Annotated in this window: 22 protein-coding genes and 1 pseudogene; 2 read left to right on the plus strand and 21 right to left on the minus strand. The window is 31.3% G+C overall.

What is annotated here, in order from left to right; translation table 11 throughout:
• Positions 1-146 precede the first annotated feature (146 nt).
• A complete protein-coding gene (gene gltB, locus IPK06_14445; GenBank protein ID MBK7981177.1) occupies positions 147-4691 on the plus strand; it encodes a glutamate synthase large subunit in 4545 nt (1514 codons plus the stop codon).
• Between the two features lie 2 nt (positions 4692-4693).
• On the plus strand, positions 4694-6118 hold the full coding sequence (locus IPK06_14450; GenBank protein MBK7981178.1) for a glutamate synthase subunit beta: 1425 nt from the start codon (positions 4694-4696) through the stop codon (positions 6116-6118).
• Between the two features lies 1 nt (position 6119).
• Here the strand turns inward: IPK06_14450 and IPK06_14455 are convergent, their stop codons facing one another.
• The 21 genes and pseudogenes from IPK06_14455 to IPK06_14555 form a co-directional block, all read right to left on the minus strand.
• Entirely contained in the window at positions 6120-7190 is a 1071-nt protein-coding gene (locus IPK06_14455) for an AlkZ family DNA glycosylase (protein MBK7981179.1), read from the minus strand.
• A gap of 2 nt (positions 7191-7192) precedes the next feature.
• Positions 7193-7756, minus strand: a complete 564-nt coding sequence (locus tag IPK06_14460; protein ID MBK7981180.1) for a GDYXXLXY domain-containing protein — start codon at positions 7754-7756, stop codon at positions 7193-7195.
• Entirely contained in the window at positions 7746-9032 is a 1287-nt protein-coding gene (locus tag IPK06_14465) for a DUF2157 domain-containing protein (GenBank protein MBK7981181.1), read from the minus strand. Before IPK06_14465 ends, IPK06_14460 begins: the two co-directional genes overlap by 11 nt.
• 4 nt (positions 9033-9036) lie before the next feature.
• Positions 9037-9681 carry a hypothetical protein gene (locus tag IPK06_14470; GenBank protein MBK7981182.1) on the minus strand — a complete coding sequence of 215 codons (645 nt, stop codon included), beginning with the start codon at positions 9679-9681 and terminating at the stop codon, positions 9037-9039.
• A 195-nt stretch (positions 9682-9876) separates the two neighbouring features.
• Positions 9877-10911 carry a bifunctional transcriptional activator/DNA repair protein Ada gene (locus IPK06_14475; protein ID MBK7981183.1) on the minus strand — a complete coding sequence of 345 codons (1035 nt, stop codon included), beginning with the start codon at positions 10909-10911 and terminating at the stop codon, positions 9877-9879.
• A 9-nt stretch (positions 10912-10920) separates the two neighbouring features.
• A pseudogene (locus IPK06_14480) lies at positions 10921-11694 on the minus strand (isocitrate lyase/phosphoenolpyruvate mutase family protein).
• A gap of 121 nt (positions 11695-11815) precedes the next feature.
• On the minus strand, positions 11816-12196 hold the full coding sequence (locus IPK06_14485) for a DUF1801 domain-containing protein (protein MBK7981184.1): 381 nt from the start codon (positions 12194-12196) through the stop codon (positions 11816-11818).
• Positions 12186-12494 (minus strand): hypothetical protein, encoded by a 309-nt coding sequence (locus tag IPK06_14490; GenBank protein MBK7981185.1) that lies wholly within the window; start codon positions 12492-12494, stop codon positions 12186-12188. Before IPK06_14490 ends, IPK06_14485 begins: the two co-directional genes overlap by 11 nt.
• An 11-nt stretch (positions 12495-12505) precedes the next feature.
• Positions 12506-13909, minus strand: a complete 1404-nt coding sequence (locus tag IPK06_14495) for an MATE family efflux transporter (GenBank protein ID MBK7981186.1) — start codon at positions 13907-13909, stop codon at positions 12506-12508.
• A 66-nt stretch (positions 13910-13975) separates the two neighbouring features.
• Complete coding sequence (locus IPK06_14500) at positions 13976-14488, minus strand: DinB family protein (protein ID MBK7981187.1); 513 nt, start codon at positions 14486-14488, stop codon at positions 13976-13978.
• 14 nt (positions 14489-14502) lie between these two features.
• Positions 14503-14883, minus strand: a complete 381-nt coding sequence (locus IPK06_14505) for a DUF1801 domain-containing protein (GenBank protein ID MBK7981188.1) — start codon at positions 14881-14883, stop codon at positions 14503-14505.
• Positions 14884-14974: 91 nt separating this feature from the next.
• Positions 14975-15553: a YdeI/OmpD-associated family protein gene (locus IPK06_14510; GenBank protein ID MBK7981189.1), complete on the minus strand. Its 579-nt coding sequence runs from the start codon at positions 15551-15553 to the stop codon at positions 14975-14977.
• Positions 15554-15559: 6 nt separating this feature from the next.
• On the minus strand, positions 15560-15952 hold the full coding sequence (locus tag IPK06_14515; protein MBK7981190.1) for a VOC family protein: 393 nt from the start codon (positions 15950-15952) through the stop codon (positions 15560-15562).
• Between the two features lie 242 nt (positions 15953-16194).
• Entirely contained in the window at positions 16195-16608 is a 414-nt protein-coding gene (locus tag IPK06_14520; protein MBK7981191.1) for an SRPBCC family protein, read from the minus strand.
• Between the two features lie 38 nt (positions 16609-16646).
• Positions 16647-17192 carry a dihydrofolate reductase family protein gene (locus IPK06_14525; GenBank protein ID MBK7981192.1) on the minus strand — a complete coding sequence of 182 codons (546 nt, stop codon included), beginning with the start codon at positions 17190-17192 and terminating at the stop codon, positions 16647-16649.
• Between the two features lie 20 nt (positions 17193-17212).
• Positions 17213-17797: a dihydrofolate reductase family protein gene (locus tag IPK06_14530; GenBank protein MBK7981193.1), complete on the minus strand. Its 585-nt coding sequence runs from the start codon at positions 17795-17797 to the stop codon at positions 17213-17215.
• 10 nt (positions 17798-17807) lie between these two features.
• On the minus strand, positions 17808-18224 hold the full coding sequence (locus tag IPK06_14535) for a transcriptional regulator (protein ID MBK7981194.1): 417 nt from the start codon (positions 18222-18224) through the stop codon (positions 17808-17810).
• 2 nt (positions 18225-18226) lie between these two features.
• A complete protein-coding gene (locus IPK06_14540; GenBank protein MBK7981195.1) occupies positions 18227-18664 on the minus strand; it encodes an SRPBCC domain-containing protein in 438 nt (145 codons plus the stop codon).
• A gap of 22 nt (positions 18665-18686) precedes the next feature.
• Complete coding sequence (locus tag IPK06_14545) at positions 18687-19595, minus strand: VOC family protein (GenBank protein ID MBK7981196.1); 909 nt, start codon at positions 19593-19595, stop codon at positions 18687-18689.
• Positions 19595-20056: an SRPBCC domain-containing protein gene (locus IPK06_14550; GenBank protein MBK7981197.1), complete on the minus strand. Its 462-nt coding sequence runs from the start codon at positions 20054-20056 to the stop codon at positions 19595-19597. Before IPK06_14550 ends, IPK06_14545 begins: the two co-directional genes overlap by 1 nt.
• 186 nt (positions 20057-20242) lie before the next feature.
• On the minus strand, positions 20243-20422 hold the full coding sequence (locus IPK06_14555; GenBank protein MBK7981198.1) for an HTH domain-containing protein: 180 nt from the start codon (positions 20420-20422) through the stop codon (positions 20243-20245).
• Positions 20423-20429: the final 7 nt, after the last annotated feature.

The following is a 20429-nucleotide window of genomic DNA, read 5'->3' on the forward strand; positions in this document are numbered from 1 at the left end:
AATAAAACTTCATTTATCTAAAGAGGCAGATCCCTCATACATTTGAAGTATTCGGATTCTTTCAATCTAATGATCTTAGCTTTGAAAAGATGAGTATAACTACCAATCGATTACCGATTATTTTAAGATAAATTTTAGGAAATAAAATGAGCGGACAAAATATTTTGCCCAACAAGTTTGGATTATATAACCCGGATTTTGAACATGAAAGCTGCGGTGTTGGATTTGTTGCAAACGTAAAAGGCGAAAAAACTCACGAAATTGTTACAAGCGGAATTGAAATTCTTGAAAAATTAAAACACAGAGGAGCAGTAGGAGGAGATTCCAAAACCGGAGACGGAGCAGGAATTATGACTCAAATTCCGGATGCTTTTTTACGCCGTGTTTGTTTAAATATTGATATTGAACTTCCAAACGAAGGTGACTACGGAGTTGGGCTGGTCTTTCTTCCAACAATTGCCGAAGATCGTCATAAAGTAGAAGGTTTTATTGAAAAAATTACTTTAGATGAAAATCAATTTTTCTTGGGGTTACGAGACGTTCCTTATAATGATTCTGAAATAGGTAAGGTAGCGCTTTCCGTTATGCCCGTTATGAAACAGATTTTAATTGGAAGAGGTGAAAATACTCCTAAAGAAGAATTTGAAAAAAGACTTTTGATTATACGAAAAAGAATCGGCTTGAAAATTAGAGGTATGGACCTTTCTCAAAAAAATTATTTTTATATATGCAGCTTATCGTCTAAAACACTTATTTATAAAGGTCAGTTAATGGCTGAACAGTTGAGGGAATTTTTTCCTGACCTTTCAGAACCCGATTTCATTTCTGCTCTTGCGTTGGTTCATTCACGATACAGCACTAATACATTTCCAACATGGGCATTAGCGCATCCCTACAGATTAATTGCTCATAATGGAGAGATCAATACCTTAAAAGGAAATAAAAATTGGTTTAATACAAGAGAAAAACAATTTCAAAGTAAAATTTTTGGCGATGAATTAGAAAAAATAATGCCTCTCCTAGCGCCAAGTAAAAGTGATTCGGCAGCTTTTGATAATGTGCTTGAAGTTCTTGTTGCTTCAGGCAGATCTTTGCCTCACGCAATTATGATGATGATTCCAGAAGCTTTCTCAGGCGATAAAAATATGCCTGAATTTAAAAAAGCATTTTATGAATATCATTCGGCACTTATTGAACCGTGGGATGGTCCGGCGGCGATTTCATTTACAGACGGAAGATATATTGGTTCTGTTTTGGATAGAAACGGATTAAGACCTTTAAGATATTGGATTACAAAAGATTATAAAGTCATTATGGCTTCAGAATCAGGAACATTAAAAATAAATCCTGAAGATGTAATTAGAAAAGGCAGACTTCAACCAGGTAAGTTATTTTTGGTTGATACACAAGAAGGAAAAATTTTAAGAAATAAAGAAATTAAAAATCAAATTTGCAATCAGCAGAATTATTCGCAATGGTTAAAAGATAATTTAGTTCATATTGATGATTTACCGGAATTAAAGAATAAATTTGTTCCAAGCAATGTTTCAATTAAAACAAAGCAGAAAATTTTCGGCTATACATTAGAAGATTTAAAATATATTATAAAGCCTATGGCAATTGAAGGAAAGGAAGCTCTTGGTTCAATGGGAGCAGATACTCCAATTGCATTATTAAGTAAAAAACCACAGTTATTGTTTAATTATTTTAAACAGCTTTTTGCACAAGTTACAAATCCTCCAATCGACGCAATTCGCGAAGAAATAATTATGAGCGAACAAGTAATGCTTGGTCCGGAGAAAAATTTATTGGAAGAAACTCCTGAACATTGCAGAAGATTAAAGATCGATAAACCAATTTTATTAAACGAGCAGCTTTGGAAAATCAAGGAATTGGATAGAGTCGATTTGCGGGCTGAAACATTTCCAACAATTTATCCTAAAGGTAAAGTGGGCGGATTGGAACGAGCTTTATCAGATGTATTTATTAAAGCAGATAAAGCAATAGAAAATGGAAAAACAATTATTATTCTATCAGATAGATATTCAGATGAAAATAATATTCCTATTCCTAGTTTACTGGTTTGTTCTGGACTTCATCATCATTTAATTAAAAAAGGTACAAGAACAAAAGTAAGTATCATTATTGAAACCGGTGAAGCAAGAGAAGTACATCATTTTGCTACATTAATTGGTTTCGGGGCAAACGCAATCAATCCATATTTGGTATTTGAAAGTCTTGAAGAATTAATTAGTAAAAATGAACTTAACGGAATTAGCTTTGAAAAAGCGCAGGAAAATTATTTAAAAGCAGTTTCAAAGGGATTGTATAAAGTAATTTCGAAAATGGGAATTTCTACCATCCAATCATACTGCGGCGCACAAATATTTGAAGCAGTTGGATTACAAGACGAATTAATTGAAAAGTATTTTACCGGAACAACATCACGACTTGGCGGCTTAGGCATTGATATGATAGAGAAAGAAGTAAATTTAAGGCACGCTGCGGCATTAAAAGTTTGTGAAAATGATACAGAAGATGTTTTGGACGAAGGCGGTTTTTACAGCTGGAGATCCGATGGCGAAAACCATCAATGGAATCCTGAAACAATTTCACTTTTGCAGCATGCGGTAAGAAGCAATGATTACGCTATTTATAAAAAATATTCAGAAATTGTTAATGATACCGAAAAGAATTATGGACTTATACGTTCATATCTAAAATTTAAAGAAAGAAAAAGTATTCCAATAGAAGAAGTTGAACCGGCTGAAAATATTGTAAAAAGATTTGCGACAGGTGCAATGAGCTACGGTTCAATTTCTAAAGAGGCACATGAAACTTTGGCAATTGCAATGAATAGACTCGGAGGATTTTCTAACACTGGCGAAGGCGGTGAAGATCCCGAAAGATATACGGTTGACCAAAATGGAAATTTAAAACGCAGCAGGATTAAGCAAATTGCACAAGGCAGATTTGGAGTTACTATAGAATATTTGGTTAATGCCGATCAGCTTCAAATTAAAATGGCGCAGGGAGCAAAACCCGGCGAAGGCGGGCAATTACCAGGTGAAAAGGTAAGTGAAGAAATTGCAAAAACGCGTCACACAACGCCAGGCGTTGGCTTAATTTCACCGCCGCCGCATCATGATATTTATTCAATTGAAGATTTAGCACAGCTAATTTATGATTTGAAAAAATCCAATCCGCAAGCTCAAGTAAGCGTTAAACTTGTCTCTGAAGCCGGAGTTGGAACAGTAGCCGCGGGCGTTTCAAAAGGAAAAGCAGATCATTTATTGATCTCAGGATATGAGGGCGGAACCGGTGCTTCACCAATTACTTCAATTAAACACGCCGGATTGCCGATGGAATTAGGCATCGCCGAAACACAGCAAGTTTTGGTTTTAAATGATTTAAGAAGAAGAATTAGAATTCAAGTTGACGGACAATTAAAAAGCGGAAGAGATGTTGTTATTGCCGCAATTCTTGGAGCAGATGAATTTGGTTTCGCAACTTCAGCTTTAATTTCAATGGGCTGTATAATGTTAAGAAAATGTCATTTAAACGCTTGCTCGGTCGGTATTGCGACTCAAGATCAACAGCTAAGAAATGAATTTAAAGGAAAACCGGAACACGTAATAAATTATTTTATGTTCATTGCCCAAGAAGTAAGAGAAATTATGGCTCAATTGGGAATAAAATATTTTGACGATTTAATCGGCAAACCTGAACTTTTAGAAAAGAAACAGAAAATTGATCATTGGAAAGCAAAGTATATTGATTTAAGAAGCGTGCTTCATAAAACCGACGTGCCTATTAAAATGAAGGTTCATCATTCAGACACGCAAAGACACAATCTAGAAAAATCTCTTGATAACAAGCTTATTGAGTCGTGTAAAAAAGCAATTAATAAAAAAATTCCGGTAAGATTCAGCTGCGATATAAATAACGGGAACAGAACTGTTGGAACGATGTTAAGCTCTGTAATTGCAAAAAAATATGGATTGAAAGGTTTACCGGAAGATACAATTCAAATAGACTTTGAAGGAACCGCAGGTCAAAGTTTCGGCGCGTTTCTAAGCAAGGGTATTACTTTCAATTTAGAAGGCGATGCAAATGATTATGTTGGAAAAGGACTTTCAGGCGGAAAAATTATCATTAGACCGCAGGAAGATTCATTATTAATTCCAGAAGAAAATATTATAGTCGGCAACGTTGTAATGTACGGCGCAATTTCCGGAGAAGTGTTTATTAATGGAAAAGCGGGTGAACGATTTGCCGTTAGAAACAGCGGAGCAAATGTTGTTGTTGAAGGAATTGGCGATCACGGATGTGAATATATGACCGGCGGAAGAGTTGTTGTATTAGGAAAAACAGGAAGAAATTTTGCAGCAGGAATGAGCGGCGGAATTGCTTACGTTTGGGATATTGAAAATAATTTTAAGAGTTTATGCAATAATGAAATGGTTGATTTATATCCGGTTGAAACTCAAGAAGATAAAGATGAAGTAAGAAATTTAATAATAAAACATTTTCAATACACAAAAAGTAAAGTAGCAAAAAAAGTATTGGATAACTGGATGGAAGTTCAGCCTCAATTTGTTAAAATATTTCCTAAAGATTACCAAAAAGTCTTGGCAAAATTAAAAAAAGAAAATAAAATTGAAGAAGTTTTAGTTGAAACTAAGGATTAGATATGGGCGAAGTTAAAGGATTTATCAAATATAAAAGAAGTGATTTTCACAAACAAAATATTAGCGAGCGAGTTAATCATTGGAATGAATTTATTATTCCATTAAATGAAGATGAACTTAAATTGCAAGGCGCACGCTGTATGGATTGCGGAATTCCATTTTGTCAATCCGGTTGTCCAATAAATAATATTATTCCCGATTGGAATGATCTTGTTTATAAAAATAATTGGAAGGACGCATATTACAGATTATCGCGTACTAATAATTTTCCCGAATTTACAGGAAGAGTATGTCCCGCACCGTGTGAAAATTCTTGTACTTTGGCTATCAATAGAGATGCTGTAACAATTAAAAATATTGAGCTGTCAATTATTGAAAAAGCTTACAGCGAAGGTTTTGTTAAAGCAAAAAATATAAAAACAAGAAGCGGTAAAAAAGTTGCAGTAGTCGGTTCTGGTCCTGCAGGACTTGCAACCGCCGATCAACTTAATAAATCAGCGCATGAAGTAACTGTTTTTGAGAAAAATGAATTTATAGGCGGTTTATTAACTCTAGGAATTCCAAATTTTAAATTAGATAAATCTGTAGTTCAGCGAAGAGTAAAATTAATGGAAGAAGAAGGTGTGATATTTAAAACAAACATTGAAATCGGAAAGGATATTTTATTATCTGAATTGGTTGAAAAATTTGACGCAGTTGTATTAGCCGGCGGAGCTGAACAACCCAGAAATCTTCCTGTAGAAGGAAGAAATTTAAATGGGATTCATTTTGCTATGGAATTTCTTACCCAGCAGAATAGAACAAATCTTGGTCATTCTTTTAATGGAAATAAAATTAGTGCGGAAGGTAAGAACGTAATTGTAATTGGCGGTGGCGATACAGGTTCCGATTGCGTTGGAACTGCAAGACGTCAAGGTGCAAAATCAATAATTAATCTTGAATTATTACCTCAGCCGCCGGCAGTTAGAAGCGCGGATAATCCTTGGCCTCAGTGGGCATTTATTGAAAGAACTTCATCCTCTCATGAAGAAGGAGCAGAAAAGGTTTATGCGGTAATGACAAAGAAATTTTCTGGTAAAAATAATAAAGTAGAAAAACTTCATTTAATTAAATTGCAGTTTGGAGAAAAAAATCCTCAAACCGGCTTTAGGAATATGAGCGAAATTCCAGGCTCGGAATTTTCATTAGATGCGGATTTAGTACTGCTGGCAATGGGTTTTACCGGACCAATTAAAAATAAATTAATTACCGAACTTGATATTGAATTGGATGAAAGAAGTAATATTAAAACCGATGAACATAGAATGACAAACATTCCCGGAATATTTGCGGCAGGCGATATGAGAAGGGGACAATCATTAGTTGTTTGGGCAATTAATGAAGGCAGAAAAACAGCCGAGTTTGTAGATAAATATATTACGGCGTAATTCAATTTATTATTAAAATATTTTGGTTATAGAATTCCTTAATTCTTTTTAAAGCATTGTTTAATGCAGAATTTTGTTTTGTATTTGGCTTTGAAAAAAAATCAAATTCTATTTCTATGTTTTGCTTTTTTATTGTTCTTTTCCAATATCCAAAAATTTGATTATTAAAAATTATCGCATTTTTGTAAGTCAAATCTATTTTAATGTTTTTGGATTTTGCGTACTCAAATATTGAATCACGATTTTTATAACCATAAATCATTTCATCGAATAATGGCAGTAAAATAAATTTATTTTCTGTTTTTATTTCTATTGATCCGGCAGCAAAATAATATTCTGAATCGTCTAAAATAAAACTCTGCAGAATATTTTTATTTATATCAATTCCCTTTTTACAATCCGTAATTGTTAATCCTGACCAAGTTGAAAAATCATATGCCGTTGCGGGTCCTCGACTTATAAAATATCTTTTCGTCAATTCTGCCAGAGCTTCGTCTTTGTCAAGTTCTATCGAGTCTTTACATCTTTCATCAATAATAGCATATGTTTGATTTTTATCCTTTGGCTTTCCGCTGCATATTATTCCACAAAGTTCGGCATTCATTAAAATATGAGGCAGTCTTTGACCGTCCGTATTTATTTTGCTATGATTTAATTTCCCACGAATTTCATTTCTCGTCAATTCATTTTTATTTGATAAACTTTTCTCAATTATTTTATTGCATTTAACTAAAGTCTTTGCGTCCAGCTCAAGATTCTTATATCTGGTTGAATTAACTTTTTGAATACGCGGCGCGGTTAACATTATCAACCATTTTATATCTTTGGAATTAACCAAATGCCAGGTAGGTCTCAACAAATGTGTTCTTACAATATTTCCCGAGATAAATTCTTCTTCAATATTATTATCATTTAAATGCTGCAGTCTTAATCCAATTCCCCATTTAGTCTGAATATATTCTTGACCTTGAACGGCGGCAAAATATTCAACTAATTTTTCTGCGGTTTTAATTTTTGAAGAAATTAACTGCTGATTGATAATTCTTAATGATGCGATCTCGGCGTGATTCATTCTCAATGATTATTATTCTTTATATATTCGGTAATCGGTATTTCATCAATATAAATATTTTTAATAATTGCATTTCCATTTTTTACGGAAACTAAAGCATAAGTAATTTTGTTTGTATCAATTATGGAATTGTTGTATATAATTTCTGCTTTGCCGGCTTTGGTTTCTTCCATATAATATCTATCAAAAGGGTAAATTACTGTTACTTTATTTTGAAACACCATTGTAATTTTTGACTTAACAAAATCAATAGTTGTTTCCGGCTTTTCCTTTTGTATTGATTTTATTTTAGCGAATCCATTTTCATCATTTTCAAAACTCACAAAAATCGTTTCGCCATTTGCCCAATCATTAGAGTTATTTACATTTATGGAATTTTCTTTGAATTGAAGAAATATATACTTGCCTCTAAATGGATCGATAGGATCTATTGGAGCTGTTCTGAATTTAAACTCTTTCCCATCTGCTAAAATATCTTCGCTGTCATAAATTATTTTAGCCGGAACAAAAAGCTGAACTATGACAACAATTAAAAAAATTACGAATAATATTTTTTTATTTAACATTCGATCTTCTCTTTTTCAACATCCAAAAATTTGAAAGGAAAAATCCAATTCCTACTACAATAAAAATAATTCCACGCGTTACGAATGATAAATCGGTATCAAAAAATCTGCATGCTATTAAAGATGTTACTATCAATAATCCATAATTTAATATTCCCAAATGATTTTGATCTGTTCCTCTTTTAATAGTAATAATTCCGATTGATAATGTTAATAAATTTATAAGAACTACAGATATATGAGTATAAAAACCTATAAAAAATATTAAAATAAAAACTACAAACATTAAGCTGCCCCAATCAAATTCTTTTTGAGATTTGCTTTTAAAGATTTTGATAAAGAAGTAAAATGAAATTGCCGAAATAATAATTGTAGAGATCAGTTCAGGAGAAAAAATCACTGCATTAAATTGGAAACTTTTATTTTGCAAATCATTCCAAAACCATTCGAAACTTAGAATTAAGAGAATTACTATTATGCCAAGTGAACCAAAAAATGTATAACCATTTACTTTTGATTTTGTATTCTTAGCAAAGTTTAAATTCCCTATTATTTGAAATAACGAGAATAAGCTGAAATAAGCTAGGAACATGAATTCTTCAAACTTATTTGCAACAATTCCTAAGGATATTATAATTGATAGTGGAATGAACCAATTATGTAGATTCAAAAAATTACTTTGCGGATCTCTTTTAATTAAAGAATAATAATGGGGCATTAAAATTAAAAGCAAGATCCAATAGTAAATTGATTCACTTGTAGGAAAAGACCAATAACCGTTTTCGCAAGCATAAAATGTTATTCCAATAAGATAAAGAAGTGAACCGGTTGAAGATCTCATTAAATATATAATTGGAAAGAATATAAGCATCCAAGTGATTATAAATAAACTGAGATCACTATGTAGGTTGTATATTTGACCTATTAAAGAAATGTTTGCGCCAATTGCGAAAAATAAAAATGTAGAGCCGCTTTCTTTCCATACAATATTTTCATGTTTTTTGAAAAAAGAATATCCGCAAAGAATTTGTCCGGTAAATAACGGAATAAATGAAACTATAAGTTTTGTGGTTTTGGAAAACAAATCCCAATTATGAGCGACAATTAAAATTATACCAAGACCTATAAGCAACGCGCCAAGAACACCAAAGATCAAAAGAGTTTTACTATAAGTTTTATTTCCTTTTTCTTTATAATAATTTTGAATTTTTTCAGCTGTTTCCTGGGAAATTACATTTGCGTTGACCAACTCTGATATTTCCTTTAGTAAACTCATAGAGTTAATTCATAATTTGAGTTTGAGAGACCGCAGGTGTCGGATCATTTTCTTTAATTCTTTTACGGCAAATTTGTTCAATTTCAAAAACGTTGGGAATGCCCGAAATGTATATTGTATCCGGAACATATCTGCTTCCGCTGTTTTTACTGCTGACCATTTTGCCGGTTCTCATCTGCAGAGAAATATTTCCGCTAAATTCATTGCCGCTGACTTCAATATCACCGGAAAATTGCTCCCAGTCAATTGATCTGATTCTTCCATTTTGAAGCCCAATTAATCTTAATGGCGTACCAACAAAAAAACCACCTTTTTTGAAAAGAGAATAAAAACCGCCGGATAACATACCAATACCAATTAAAACAAAAAATCCAATAACTAATGCCGGAACAAGTACGGGTCCTAAATTATCCGGACTTGCGACTGTCGGTGTACCGTTTGAAGTGAAATGAACTTCTTCGCCTACAAATAAAGGTCCTAAAAACGCTAATACAAAAATACTGGTAAATGCTGTCCATACAGTCCCAAAAATAATTAAACCAATTGAAGATTTAACCGGTTTATCTCGTTTAGCTTTTACGGAAAAATCAATTTGTTCGTTGCCAATATTAGATAATAAATTTTGCGGTAGATCGGGTGAATTTAACATAATTAAATTTCCAAAAATTATGATTATGATATTTAATGGAATTTTATGAATTTGTAAAGAAGTAAATAGATAGGAAAAATAATATTTTTTAACTAATTGCTAAATCCGACATCTGATAATATTCTAAATTTAATTACAGAAATTAATGCAATTAAATATTACTTGAGTATTAAAATCGAATTAAATCATAGATTTTTATTTATTTTCGATTTCAAGTAATTCTTTTTTTCTCCATATTCCGCCCCCATAACCAGTAAGATTTCCATCGCTGCCAATTACTCTATGGCAAGGAATTAAAATTGCAATTTTATTCATTCCGTTTGCATTTGCAACGGCTCTTACTGCCGTTGGTTTATCGATTTGTTCTGCAATTTCTTTGTAACTTTTTGTTTTTCCAAATGGAATTTCCAAGAGTTTATTCCAAACAGTATTTTGAAAAATCGTTCCTGAAGCAGCAAGCGGAATAGTAAATTCTTTTCTATTTCCATCAAAATATTCATGCAGCTGATTTTCCAAATTTATTAAATGATTGCTATTTCCTTGTAATATTTTTGCATTGAAATATTTTGAGATTTGTTTCAATTCTGTTTCAAGCATTTTACGATCGGAAAATTCCAACAAGCAAATTCCGTCTTTTGTTGAACATGCGATCATGGTTCCTAATTTTGTTTCAATTCTTTTAAGTTCAATAACATTTTTAGTTTTGCTATTACCTGGCGAACTTTCAAAAACAGACTTAAAAGAATCATTAAAACCACTTAAAGAATTATAACCGGAATCAAAAGCAGATTCCGTAATACTTTTTCCATTTTGAATTTTTTTAAATGCATTATTTATTCTTAGCATTCTTTGGTATGCGTGAAAGGTAATTCCATGATTTTTTAAAAACCATCTTCTAATCTTATTTGGCTCAATCCCTTTTTTTACCAGATCAAAATCTTTAATTTTTTGCGATGGATTTTCATTTAGTTCGTTTAATATATTTTTAATTTCAATTGGTGTCGTATTTAATTTTTCTAATGGATTGCAAACCTTACAAGGTCTATAACCCCTTAGTATTGCTTCTTTTGATGTTTTATAAAATTCCACATTCTCAATTTTAGGTTTTCTTGCTGTGCATGTCGGTCTGCAAAAAATGCCGGTAGTTTTAACAGCAGTAAAAAATATACCTTCAAACGACGCATCTTTTTCGAATGCAGCTTTGTACATAATTTTGTGTGTTAGTTCCATTTATAAAACCTAAAATATACTTTTAAAATTTTGATCTGTTAATATTTCATTCATTTTATTTTCCATTTGCGAATAGACAAAATCATTAATAAAATTTCCCATACTAATTCTTTTAACACCTATATATGAAAGAATTTTAAAATCCGGCAAATTTGGCATACACATAACGTTAACAGGCAATTTTGTTTAATTAACCAATTCTTCAATTTCTCTAATATTAGTTATACAAGGAATAAAAATTCCATTAATATTGTTACTCTCATACATGTGGATTCTTTTTATTGTCTCGTTAAATTTGTTCTCAAGATTTAGTAAATAAGTGTCAGTTCTAACATTAATAAAAATATTTATATTTTCTTGGTTCAGCATTTTAAAAAGTTGATTTAATCTATCAGTAAATATATCTGCAGATAAAATTGATCTATTTGAATTTACTACAATTGAATCTTCAATATTTATTCCGGCAATTCCAATTTCAGCAAGTCTTTTGATATTAGAAAATATATTATCAATATTAATCCCGAAACCAGCTTCTAAATCGACCGATAAAGGTATGGTTGTATTCTCAGATATTTTCTTAACCAAGTAAAAATATTCATCGAATGAAATATTTTCACCATCAGCATAGCCTAGTGAATTTGCAATTGCCGCACTCGATGTTCCTATTGCATTAAATTTCAGTTTTTCATAAATCTTTGCACTTTGAACATTCCAGACATTTCCAAGCAAAAGAGGTTTGTCGGATTTATGTAGCTGTAAAAAATTATCATATTGCGATATCATTATTTTTCCTTTCATAAATTGTAATAGAAAAAATAACTATGAGTGTTTTTCTAGGCTACCGAAAACTTAACAAGTAATTTTTAAATAATATAAATAAGAGAAGCGATTATTTTTAAAAAAACTATAGTTGTTTAATCCAGCTATTTATTAGCGAAGAAATTTCATTACTTAATTCTTTTGCTTCTTTATTTGATTTTATGGTAATAACACATCTATCAGGTGCAGCCCATTTAATAATTTGATGAGGATCATCGAGATGAAATTTATGAGGATCTCCTTTTAATTTTGAATCAGTATGTAAAACTATTTGAATATTTTTGGGAGGATATAATTTAAATGTAGCAAAGTGATTTTCAAGTTTATAACTTGGCGCGTTCCACTTAATTTCTTCAATAATACTATCATTGCATTTTTTTATAACATTACGTAAAAACTCAATTCCTTCTTTATAAGGATGATCTAAATTATTCATAAAATTATTTACAGCAACTTCATTTTTCATAATTATAATTTTTATTAAAAGTAAAACCGGCTTTATTCAATTCTTCTCTTAATATAGGAATTGCGCTTGGTCCAATTCCATGTAGCTGTAATATCTCTTTTTTAGAATATTTTGATAATTTATTTAAAGTTTTAATATCTTCTCTTTCTAAAGCCCTGCGAGCAGGATTTGAAATTTTTGAAAGAAAACCATCTTTAGGTTTTTGTTCATTTTCACAGATCGGACAAACCGGACAATCGCTGCTTTTGAAATATTTATGTCCTTTTGTACAAACACGCAAGTTCTTTTTAATATTCATTTTAATAGAAATTATATTGATACTTTTTTCCAATTACCTTTTGTAAAAAGCCATAAAGTAAAAACTCCAACGCTTGTTTCGGTAGCGAAAATTGTCCAGAAAATTCCTTCATAACCAAATCCTAAAACTTTTGAACTTAAATAGGATATTGGAATTTGCAGCAACCAAAAAAATACTAAATTAATTTTTGTTGGTGTAATTGTATCTCCAGCGCCGTTAAAAGCCTGTACCGATACCATCCACCAACCATAAACAAAATAAGAATACGAAACTATTTTTAACCAAGTTGCACCAACAGTGATTACATTATTATCATTTGAAAAAATCGAGACCAAATTTTCACTAAACACAAAATATAATATTGATACTCCGATCAAGAAAAACATATTGTAAGTGCCAATTTTCCAAACGGATTTTTCGGCGCGATCGGGAGAATTTGCGCCAAGATTTTGGCCGACTAATGTTGATGCGGCATTTGACAAACCCCAAGCTGGCATCATAGTAAACATCATAATTCTTATTGTAATTGTTGCACCGGCTACAACATGACTTCCAAACTCGGCAAAAATTCTCATTATGAAAATCCATGAAGTCATTGCGATAATATTTTGACCGATTCCGCCTAATGAAGTTTTTATTATTGAATAAATTATTTCAAGTTTTAAAACAATATATGATTTCTCAACTTTAATATGTTTTACGCCATGATACAAATACCATAACTGAATTAAAACGCCTACACCTCTTCCTACATTTGTTGCAATTGCGGCACCTTCAATTCCTAATTGGGGAAAAGGACCATAACCAAAAATTAAAATAGGATCCAAAATGATGTTGATTCCATTTGCAATCCATAAAATGCGCATTGCAATTGCAGCGTCTCCGGCACCTCTAAAAATTGCATTAATTACGAAAAGCAGCATAATTACTAAGTTCCCGCCAAGCATCCATTGTGCATAACCAACTCCATTAGCTAAAATCCAATTATCTGCGCCCATTAATTCCAGCAATTCCCTGCTGTAAAATATGCCTGCAATTGAAAACGGAATAGAAGCGATTATGCCGATTAATATTGACTGAACTGCCGTTATTCCCGCTTTTTCTTTATTCTTTTCACCAACCCTTCTGGCAATTAATGCGGTTACACCCATTGCCAATCCCATGCATATAGAATAAAGTAAAAACATATAAGTTTCGGTTAATCCTACAGTTGCAACTGCAGATGCACCGAGTGAACCGACAAAATAAATATCTGCGACTGCAAATGTCGATTCCATTATTAACTCTAATATCATTGGAACCGCCAAAAGAAAAATGGCTCTACCAAGAGGAATTTGAGTATAATCAGCCTCACTACCGCGAATTGCGTCTTTTAACTCATGCCAAATATTTTTATTCAAGGATGCGCTCTGCAAAAATTATTCTTTCTTTAAATTTAAGGGAAGAATTACTAGTAATAACCGAGAAAGATTATAAGTATATCACAAATATCTTTCTTTTATTACTTTTAAATGATGCTTTGTATGTCCAAGTGAAATATAGCCTAAAGCTCTTGCCGAGATTTTAAATTCGCCGTTATTTCCTAAAAATTTTGATTTTTCTTCTGTGATATTTTTAAGCAAAAAATCAAAACTTTTTCTTATGGTAAGAAATTCCTCCAAGAGGCTTTCCATTGATCTGTTTGTTACGTCAACATTTGCGGCAAAGAGATTTTCATCGGCTCTCTGAAGCAAAGTTTTACCATCTCCTCTCGCGCAAACCAATGTGCGATAAGTAAAAATTCTTTCGGTATCAATTATGTGCATTAGAACATCTTTAATTGTCCATTTATCAGGCGCATATTTGAAATTATGTTTTTCAACGGGAATATTTTTGAAAAAGTTAAATGTTGATTCGGTATCATCATTAAATGCGTCGAAAAAATTTTTCTCTTCAACAAGATCAATGTACTTTTTAAAATAAGGATTGAATTCATTTACTTCCGGTCGGTTCATTTATATTTCCTTAATTATTGTTTATTTTTATTTGGTTTAGAAGAATTTTCTTTTACTCTAAACTTAACAATTTTTGTTATAGTTTTTACGGGCAAAGGTTTATCTATTGGAAATTGAATTGCCCCCTTTGAAGTTTTATATGATTTTAATTCTTCCGCAAAATTAACAATTCCGCTTGGCGTTGGATAAAAACCAACATGATTTTTGTAACCGGCAAAGTGAACCAAATTTCCGTTAAGAAAAAAAGTCGGCATATTATAACTAATTTTCTCTTCGGCATTCGGAGCCGCTAGCAAAATTACTTTTCTAATTTCATTGAGTATTATTTGAATATTTTTCGGAAATGTTTCAATATACTCGTCGATGTTTTTAAATTTTATATTTTCAGCTTTCATATCCTTCCGGTAAAAGATTTTTTAAAATTTATTTACGCTATAATTTTGGCAAGTTGGTAAAACAAATAATTTTGTATATAAGTTAAACACATCAATCATTCAATCCTTTACCCGATAAAATTCGCTCAATATTTTTTTCAATTCTTGATTCACGAGTTTTTGATTGCTTTGGCTGAGAAAAGAATAACAAATAACCGCGCTGACGACCTGGCGTCAAATTTTCAAACGCAATTTTTAAATCATGATTTTTTTCTAATTTTAATTTCAATTCATCCGGCATATTGTATTCATTTGTTTTTTTCATCTCCACCTTTAAGCCGGCTTTTTCAATTTCAATCGCCTCAAATATATATTCTTTGATGGTATTTTCAAGTTTGTCAATTTTTGAAATATCGGTAAATCTTAAATGCCTAGCCGCTTGAACATTTTCTGACTGCTGAACTAAAATATTTTTTTTATCCTTTAATAAAACTCCTTTATGAAAAAGAATTGCGCAATATTCTTTGAATTCATGAATTAAAACAACATTACTTTTTTGAAAAGTATAACACGGATGCATCCATTTATATTCTTCGATCAAACCGCAATCAAGGATTATCTTTCTTAATTTAGTCAATTCTTTCTGCCATTTACCGACTTTACTTAAATATGTATCAACATTTTTATTCATAGGTGTTTACATACTTATCGGCTGTAAAATACTGCATCTGTTTCCTTCAGTATCTATAAACGAAATAAATTCTCCAACGCCTGGAATTGGAATTGGTTCGCCCAATAATTTTCCACCGGCATTTTGTATCTTTACCATATGTTCCTTGATATCATCCACTGAAATTACAATTGACGGATTATTCATCTTTGGATCCTCAAGTTTTTGATAAAATCCGCCATTTATTGCGCCTTTGGTTTGAATCATTCCTTTATCATCGGTTTCTGTAGTTTGAGCCACAATATAATTCCCCATTTCGGGTCCGAACTGAACAGTATTCCATCCAAAAACATTTGTATAAAATTCCGACATTCTTTTGCTGTCTTCGGCAGCCATTTCAAAGTGTACAACCGGATTCATTTTCGACATGATTTTTCTCCTTTATTATCAATTAAAATGATGAAATATTTTTTATTCAGCAGCAATCTATTGTTTCGATACGAATCAACATCAATACTTAATTGCCATTTCCGTGAAAGTGAAAATTCAGTACAATTAAAATAGATTCCCGATAATTATTTTGCAATTTCCGAAATGACAGTTTTAATTAGTGATATACTTTTAAAAAAATAAATGCTCCACTACTTTCAAAATAACTGTAACTAATTAATTTCTTCAACGTGTTTTTTAAAGTTATTTAAAATTTCCTGCCAGCCATTTTTTTGCATTTCAATAGGGTTTGTTTTTTCAGGATCAAACAAAGTTGTTATTTTGGTTTTATTGCCTTGGCTTTCAAAATTCGTAATTGCTTGTCTTCCATCTTCCATAGTGTAAGCAATTTTTTTATGTTCAATTACTTCATTATATATTCCTCCAAAATCAAACCCGAAACTTCCGTCTTTGGCTTCCATTCTTGAATTGAATTTTCCGCCCGTTCTTAAATCATTTTCTGATTTTGGACAATGCCAATCATCAGAAGCAAAATTCCATTTTGTAATATGCTCCGGTTTTGTCCAATAATTCCAAACTTTATTTATATCTGCAGAAACCGAGGTTTCAATTTTTATTTTTTCCATTTCACTACCTTTCTAAATTGAAATTATTCTATGAATAATTATTTTTTATAAAAAAGAATTACTTCACCGCAATCAAATGATTTTGATTCAATCAACTTTAGATTTTGTCTGTCTGAAAGTTTATCAAATATTCTCAAACCATTACCTATTGCAACGGGATTAATTGATATGTACATTTCATCGATTAAATTTTCGGCAATTAAATTTGATACAAACTCAGCACCGCCATATACAATAATATCTTTTCCATCTACCTCTTTTATTTTCTTAATTTCATCAGCAAGATTTCCCTTAACTAATTCAGTATTTTCCCAAACTGATTTTCCCAGAGTTTTGGTAAAGACAAACTTTTTATAGTCAACCATTTTCTTAGCAAAATCATATTCCCCTGAATTTGTGTTGTTATTTACTTGATTTGTCCAATGTTTTATAAAATCGTCTGTCATTTTTCTGCCAAGTAGAATTGTATCAACAGAATCTGTAAGTTGTGTTACATAATTTTTTATATCTTCGGTCCAGTCAAAATTCATCCAATCCAATTCTCCATTTGATCCGGCAACAAATCCATCAATTGTCATCTGCATTTGTAATTTTAATTTACGACTCAATTTTGACAGCCTTTCTTTAATTCATAGACAAATAAATTTATGCCGCAATTAAACATTTTTGATTTGATCAGTTTCAAATGCTTATGCGATTGAATTTTGTTAAATACTGGATCACCTTTACCCAATGCTACAGGATTAACATAAAAATAGAACTCATCAATTAAATTTTCAGCAATTAATGAAGATACAAATGAAGTTCCGCCAACAGCAAAAATATCTTTTCCATTCTGTTTTTTTAATTTGATTACTTCATCATTCAAATTTCCATTAACAACTTCAATGTTTTCCCAAGGTGATTTTTTAATCGAATTGGAAAAAACAATTTTCCTTATAGCCGCCATTCTTTTTGCGACTTCAAACATTGGATCATCGGGTTTTGTAAATACATCCTGCCAATAAGGAATATAATCGACAGCCAATTTTCTACCAATGATGTGAGTATCGCAATCATCTAGCAGTCCAAGCACATCTTCCTTAATTTCATCCCAAGCCCAAGTTACCCAAGTCTGATCGTCATTTGGTCCAGCGGCTACAAATCCATCTAATGATGTTTGCATTTGTAATTTTAATTTACGACTCATAATTGAACTCCTAAATATTATCCTTTAATCTAATCATGCATTTACAATCCGGTCCGTCTGAATACCATTCCAGAGCAACACCTTTAGAATCAATATTGGGATTCTGTCTTAACTCGGCAAAAGCTTCTTTTATTTTTAGAATATTTTGCTCATAGTTTTTTACGGTAATTGAAATGTAATTTCCTTTTTTAACTTCGAATGTTTCTAAATTAAGATTCTTAAATTCTCCTTGTTCTACTTCTTCAACAGCGGCTTTGTAAATAATATCATATTTATTATTCATATAAGAAATGCCGTAGAAATTTCTATTTTGCTTTAGCGGAATTTGTTTATGCAATGTTTGATGAGCTTCAACAATTCCATCCGGAAATGATTTTGCTGTTACACAAAATAGAAGTTTATCATTATCAAATTTTATTCTTTCCATTTTTATTCTTCTGATAATTCTTTAACAATTTTTAATGCTTTTGGAAAAGTTTCAATGAAATAAACTTTGTAATCATCTCCAATGTCCAAATAAACCGAAAGGAAGGTTTGATTTTCTGAATATTCTAAAGCATAAGTTTCCAGCAATCCAGACCATTTTTTTATTTCTTCACTTTCAAGATCTTCTTTTCCATCTTTTATCATTCCTAAATGTTTGAATGACAAAAATTCATTTTCTTTTAATTGATCGATTGTGCTAACCATTCCGTTTCCTTCGCTGCCTAAAAACAAAGTTTTTCCACCGATTTTCCAATCAGATTCCATGTATGAACCTTCGGAAAAAGGAGCTGTCCATTTTCTATATGTTTTATCGTCCCAAAGTATTTTCCAGACTTTTTCACGCGGTGCGTTTATCGAAATGTTAAATTTTAATTTTTCCATTGAACCATTCTTTCTAATTTATTTAAGATTTACTTGAATAAGCTTTTTCCAAAACTTCTAAATCAAGTTTTTTCATTTTTAGAAGTTCATTCATTACGGTAGAAGATTGTTCTTTATTTCCGCTGTTTAATAATTTACCGAGCTTGGAAGGAACAATTTGCCATGAAACGCCAAATTTATCTTTAAGCCAGCCGCATTGCTGTGCTTTGGGATCACCGTCCTTACCAAGTTTTTCCCAAAAGAAGTCTATTTCTTCCTGCGAATCACAATTTACAATGAATGATATTGATTCATTAAAATCAAATTCGTGTTTTCCTTCTCCGCTCATCGCGTTAAAAAAAACTCCACTAAGTGCAAATTGAGCAAACATAATTGTTTCTTCTTTTATTTTATCATTAGCAGGATTTTCAAATTTGAAAATAATCTTTGATTCGGGGAAAATATTGGTATAATGATCAATCGCTTCTTTTACTTTTGTAATTTTGTCATTCACAAATAATAGAGTTGGAACAATTTTTTGAGGTGAATCGGATTTTGTTATATCCAGCTGCCAAGATATTCCAAATTTATCTATAACCCAAGCGTATTTTTCGCTCCAATCATATTTATCCAATTTCATTATAACTTTTCCGTCATTTGACAAACTATTATAAAAGTTTAGAATTTCTGTTTCAGATTCACAATAAATAAAAAACGAAACTGCTTCACTGAATTTGAAAATTGGTCCTCCGTTTAAGGCAAGAAACTTTTGGCCAAATAATTCGAATTCCACTGTCATTAAAGTTCCTTCCGGCATTTGATGAAATTCAAAACCTTCTTTGCCGTATCTTTGAGAATTTCCAATTTTGGAATTTTTAAAAAGTGCTGTGTAAAACTTTACCGCTTCTTCTGCATTTTTATCAAACCACAAATTTGGCATTATTGATTTCATTATTTTTCCTTTCTCATTTTTTCTAATTCAATTTCTAATCGATCAAAATTTTCGTCATTTTTACCAACCGTATAAGTTCTGATTTTGTCGCATAATTCAATCGAGTCAAATAATTGCCTGAAAATTAATTTGGTTTTTGATTGTGAAATTTTTTGAAATTGAACTATCACATAAAATTTAGGATTTGATAAACGATCCCAGATTATCAAATTATTCTTTTCAACAACTATAAAAACACACTCATTAGCATAATTGCCTTTTTCCGGACCGTGCATTATAAAACTCCATTTTCCGCCCGGCTTAAATTCAAATACGTTAAATGTATTAGTAAACCCATTTGGTCCCCACCAATTTTTAAGGTGTTCAGGATTTTCAAAAGCTCCATATACCAAATCAATTGGATAATTAATTTCTCTTATGGTAATGATTTCTTGTTCGGGATTGGTGATTAAGTTTTCCATATCTGCAATCAAATTTACTTTCTGAAATTATTAATTTCTTTTATGTAAAGAATACCAACAATAAATGAATCTCAAAATAAAATTATTTATAAAAGTTATAGTTATACAATTTCGCTTCCGATAAAAAAGCATATGCATCGAAATGACTAATACAATATGATCTAAAGAAAGCCGCGTCTTAAATATTTACTTTACAGCTTTTTTAATTTTATCAATATTTTCTTTTCCAAAATAATTGCATCCGCCTTTAACCAAGTCCGGTTTTAAGTTAAGAGTTTTTATTGTTTTTGAAACAACGGAACCCGAAACACCTAATTGAGCCGCTATTTTACCCGCGGTTAATAATTCCGAATTTTCTTTAGCCATTTTGAAT

It is taken from the genome of Ignavibacteriota bacterium, from assembly GCA_016713565.1.
Classification (GTDB): domain Bacteria; phylum Bacteroidota; class Ignavibacteria; order Ignavibacteriales; family Melioribacteraceae.